5 protein-coding genes are annotated in these 4,488 nt (G+C 54.4%); all 5 read right to left on the reverse strand.

What is annotated here, in order from left to right; genetic code table 11:
• Positions 1 to 549: 549 nt before the first annotated feature.
• Positions 550 to 1,101, reverse strand: a complete 552-nt coding sequence (locus ACRARG_RS21505; protein WP_432692055.1) for an RES family NAD+ phosphorylase — start codon at positions 1,099 to 1,101, stop codon at positions 550 to 552.
• Positions 1,102 to 1,419, reverse strand: coding sequence for an antitoxin Xre/MbcA/ParS toxin-binding domain-containing protein (locus ACRARG_RS21510; RefSeq protein ID WP_432692056.1), 318 nt, complete (start codon positions 1,417 to 1,419; stop codon positions 1,102 to 1,104).
• Between the two features lie 35 nt (positions 1,420 to 1,454).
• Positions 1,455 to 2,750, reverse strand: coding sequence for a hypothetical protein (locus ACRARG_RS21515; protein ID WP_432692057.1), 1,296 nt, complete (start codon positions 2,748 to 2,750; stop codon positions 1,455 to 1,457).
• A gap of 304 nt (positions 2,751 to 3,054) precedes the next feature.
• Positions 3,055 to 3,579 (reverse strand): YjaZ family protein, encoded by a 525-nt coding sequence (locus ACRARG_RS21520; RefSeq protein WP_432692058.1) that lies wholly within the window; start codon positions 3,577 to 3,579, stop codon positions 3,055 to 3,057.
• Between the two features lie 6 nt (positions 3,580 to 3,585).
• A complete protein-coding gene (locus tag ACRARG_RS21525) occupies positions 3,586 to 4,074 on the reverse strand; it encodes a helix-turn-helix domain-containing protein (RefSeq protein ID WP_432692059.1) in 489 nt (162 codons plus the stop codon).
• Positions 4,075 to 4,488: the final 414 nt, after the last annotated feature.

Below are 4,488 nucleotides of genomic sequence, written 5' to 3' on the forward strand. Positions count from 1 at the left end.
GAGATTGCACCGAAACACTGCATCGCCGGGCTTGTCGATCACAGAATGGACATAAACCGATCTGCCGAACCAGGGATGCCATGGATAAAGAACCTCGCGCCGGTCGGTAACGTGGGTGTTCTGGCGTTCACTTGTACAACACCGAGCGCCCACATCTGGGCTACCGCAACCAAGGCCGGCGGCCTATCGAAACCGTCATGTCATTTGTCAGTCAAGAAGGTTAAGTGGACACATAATGTAGCCGTCACCAGAGCCGCAGTTCTCGATGGGCGTCTGACAGTCTCAAATGCCACCCTAGCGGCATAACCCCCAGCTTTTGCCCACTCCCAAGTGACAACTGGAACTCGACCTGGGTGAACCAGCGCTTGCCGATTCCGATCCGAGCAGCCCGTAAGGTCGGCGATGTTTTGAAATATGTGCCCGCCGGTCACGAGGTGAGCAGTGACTATCGGAAGTACATTTAGACATTGTAGCCGCCCTTGGAGCTCCGCGTTGGATGTTTGCTACGCACGCTCCGACAATCTGCAACGGTTCGTCTCAGATGACTGTTTAGCCCGAGCGAGAATTGCGCCAGGCAGTCCAGTCGATTTCAGTCCCTTCTATCTCTTGCAGTTCGTCGAGGTCGCAGTTTTGTGGAAACACCACCAGGTTGGTACTTTCATGCCGTGCGTTTGGCACAAGCATTCCTTCAAATCCTAAGAAATTCACAGCTTCTCCGATCTTTTGTGTCTGATCATAGAGAATCTCTGTGTAGCGACCAAGGTCCACGCCTAGCCTAACCAAGAGATCTTTGTCGGTCAGATTGAGAGTACGGCCAAGTTGTGCTCTTAGCCTATACGCCGTTGAAGTAAGGCGGCTCGGGAAAACCGATTGTTGTCGGCTAATATGGAAGTGAATCTCCGACAATGCTCCATCCTTTTCGAGAGCACAGTATAGAACTTCGCTTTCCCGGAGATTCCAACGACCGGCACCTTTGGAACCGTCGATAGGCGATCTAGCCCCATTTACGACCCTCCAAAGGTCTCCTGTGAAAGGCACCTCGGGAAGCTCACTCAACGCATCGAGCAGCGTAACATCATGGCTCGACCGTCGAATGGACATTCAGAGATAAACTCCACTTTCCAAGCGGTCGATAATCTCCAGGACTTCGGCCGTGCGGTCTTCGTTGATCAGGTCGTAGGGCTTTTCTCCATCCAACTGCGGATGCCCGGTTTGTAGCCACAAGCGCGCTTCGTCCGGTTCGTAAAAATCAGAAAGGCGCTCTGCGACCCATCGCAGCTCTGCAATGACCTGCTGTTTCTCGATGGTCGGAGAGCCTTGGCCCTTACTCCAGCGATGCACCGTAGGCGGCGAAACGCCCACAATATTAGCGAGGTCCACGTTCTTTAGGCCACCAAGCTGACGCAACTCGTCGACCATACGAGAGACTGCCGTAGTTCTCTGAGCAACGGTACTCATGGCTTTTTCCTGGATGAGACACCCTGTGCAGCTACGGAAGACGGCAAAGTCGCTTCAGGAGCGAAAGGGATTTGTCCTATTTTTTGAAACGTTTGTTCGAGGGCAGTTGTCATTCTTGTGAGCCTAGTTGTCGCTTTTTCAGCCTTCTTGATGAAGTCTTCTGGTGCCTTTTTCAGCCGCGCAGAGCGTTCAGCCTTGAGCCGCATCGCATCCAGATGATTGTCTAGATAGTAGTCAGGGCGCCGAGCTTCGGGCACTTGGCTCAGGTCAGCCAACGTTTTCTGCTGTTCGCGCAGATGGTGTGCTTCTGGTTCGCGTAGCATGGCCTCGATGTTGCTGCAGCACCCTGAATCCCTGCAACCGTACACAGAACGTGCAGTTGCTGAAGCGTCGAAGAGCGCCTTCATCTCTTTCACGGACATACGGCGATCGAGGCCTGACACGAAGACGGCGCGATCATTACCGCCTCCGCCGCCACCACGCGGCTTGAGCCAACCTCCGGTCTGGAATCCATCTTTGCCCTTCATGCCGTTGGTGTAGCCGCTGGTCACACCCAGAGAAGAAAGCGCCAGCGCCGTCTGCCCGCCAAGGCGATCCATGATGATCGGAATACCAAGTTCGTGAAACTGGAGGACTGCACGTGCCATCTTGTCGACACCCGCACCTGTTGCGTCTACACCAAAGCCTGCGACCCGCAACCAGAGGGCGGCTATCGGCAAACCTTGTAGTCCCGCCACGATTCCTTTCACGAAGTCAGTATCCTTGATCTGAGCATTGTCCAGGATCAGCGCATAGTTAATGCCGACGTGACGCCCGCCCTCGCGGTCAAGGGCATCTCGAAGAGACTGGCAACTGCGACGATCAACATCGAACCAAAAGAACTGATCCCCACCAAGGTAGTGGGTCGGGCTCAGGATGGTGTGAAAACCCTTGGCGACGGCAAACCGGGAGATCGGTTCAACAACACTTCGGTTCGTTCCTGCCCTAAAATCTTCGGCTTCTAAAGGGCTGTCCTTCCGGGCCCATGGTGCATTCGCTACAGTTCCAGAGAAGCGCCCAACCACGCTTTGCTCCGCAATATTGGTGTCGAGGATCAACTCACGACCCTCGGCACGAAGGTCACGGATCAGGTCTGCCTGAGCCTCTGCGTGGCAGGCGTCGAAGACGAAACCTTGTTCTGCAAACCGGCCTTCGGCACGCATTCGGTCGCCTAGAACATGCTCCCGATAGCCTATCCGAAGGTAGTGAGCGATTTGAGGTGGTGGCTTGTGCAGATGGACAACATTGGACATGAGGCGCTCCTTCGCTAAGAAGCATACAAAAAAATTTCACCAATGTCTACTTGTGAAATCTTTTCGTACTTTCGGTGTACTTTTGGACCGAACAACAAGGGAGAGGGCTTGGTTCGTGATCTTAACTTGAAATCTACCCCCCTGTCGTATATGTCTCTGCTGTCGTCTATGATCGGGTGAGCGTAACAGCGATACGGCGACCTGCCGGCCTAGCCGGTCCCCAGTGGGGCGCAAGAGGATCCCGACCGGAGTGCAAGCTCCCGAAGTAGGTCCTGCGGGGCCTATTTTCGTTTCTAGCGACCGCTCAACGCCGCCTTATCTGCGCTCGTGGGCCAAGCGGTGTTTGAATTCCACGTGCAACCGAGTCGATGAGCCTGGGAAATTTGATCGGACTGGCCCATCGCGTCATCCCGTTTTTCTCATATGCGGAACGGACAATCACCGCTACATCCATGTCGCTACGATTGGACCGTGTCGGTTCGAAAAACACTGCGTAGGGCGGGGTTCCTGCCGCACCGCGCAGAAAGAAGAAGTTGCGACCCATCGAATGGTATACGCTGTGACCGCCAATGGTGCGGAATAGCCCCGGCAAAGTCTGCGACTGCTGCCACCGGGCAGCGTCGAACGCGCGCCAGTCTCCTGGTCTTCGGCTATAAACCAGATCGGGCGTATGAAGCCCTGGATCGAAAGCGGTGGTGAAGACATGGTCTTCAAATGTGACACGGACAGCATAATCTTTGTCGTCATGTGTCACGACGAAGCTGAATGGATCGAGGTGAGCCAGGTCAAACTCCTGACCTCCGATCTTCTTGTTCTTGAAGTACGGCATGGTCGTTCAGTCGCTATCTTTCACGACTCGCAGCTTGGGCTTGCCCTTCTTAGCCGTCTTGGCCTTCTTCTCGGCCGCCTTCGCTTCACGCTCCTCGATCTTCTCCTTGGCAAAGGGCATTACTTCATTGATTAGCCCGTCAAAGGAGTATTCGTTCGTGAGGTTCCCCGTCTCCTTGTAGCTCCGCTGGTGCCGTTCGATAAGGCCTGCATCGACAAGACCTGTAATCACACGGGTGACATGGCGCGGGCTGCGGCCGACAGCTTCTGCAATGGTACCGATTGCAGGGCGCGGCCGTCCATCCTTCGTCCACCAGAAGGTACAAAGGAACAGAAGAATATTCACCTCAAGAGGGTTGAGGCCGAGAGCTTTCTGCCGTTCAAGAATTACGCTCGGGAAAACAGTAAACCCGCTCTCCATGAGGGCCTTCGACCACTTCTTCTCATTCTCGCGGAGCTGCTTTTCTTGCTCCTTGGGTCTGGTTTGTTGTGCCATAATGATACCTCTAAATCGCTGTTAATCAGTCATATGCACGCTCATTGCATCTCAATCAAATCGACCGGGGTGACGCCAGTGACAGGGGCTGAGGGGTACTCGGATAGTCCACTTGGGGTCATGATGGGGAATATGGTTGAATGGCATCTACTTTGGGCGACGGGTGCGACAGGGGGATTCCTGCCACAGACACCAGGGGCCTACGACATAAACGTCGCCCCTACCTGACACCTATGTCGGTAGCTTTTGGGCATTTTTCTAGTCTGAGAGCCCAAAAAAATCCCGATTCAGCAGGTATTTGCGCTCATAGATCGGAAGTCATCCGATAGCACGCCGCAATGTGCTTCTGTTTTTCCGGTAAGAGACCAAGGAGCCGGTGCTGAGCCCTGGTGTTCCAAGAACTTCTTGCTGGGT

It is taken from the genome of Pseudooceanicola profundi (assembly GCF_050897955.1).
Classification (GTDB): Bacteria; Pseudomonadota; Alphaproteobacteria; order Rhodobacterales; family Rhodobacteraceae; genus Pseudooceanicola.

Bases quoted from the DNA above. Each gene is read 5' to 3' on its own strand.
- ACRARG_RS21505 (WP_432692055.1), bottom strand. From the start codon at position 1,101: ATGTCCATTCGACGGTCGAGCCATGATGTTACGCTGCTCGATGCGTTG.
- ACRARG_RS21510 (WP_432692056.1), bottom strand. From the start codon at position 1,419: ATGGTCGACGAGTTGCGTCAGCTTGGTGGCCTAAAGAACGTGGACCTC.
- ACRARG_RS21515 (WP_432692057.1), bottom strand. From the start codon at position 2,750: ATGTCCAATGTTGTCCATCTGCACAAGCCACCACCTCAAATCGCTCAC.
- ACRARG_RS21520 (WP_432692058.1), bottom strand. From the start codon at position 3,579: ATGCCGTACTTCAAGAACAAGAAGATCGGAGGTCAGGAGTTTGACCTG.
- ACRARG_RS21525 (WP_432692059.1), bottom strand. From the start codon at position 4,074: ATGGCACAACAAACCAGACCCAAGGAGCAAGAAAAGCAGCTCCGCGAG.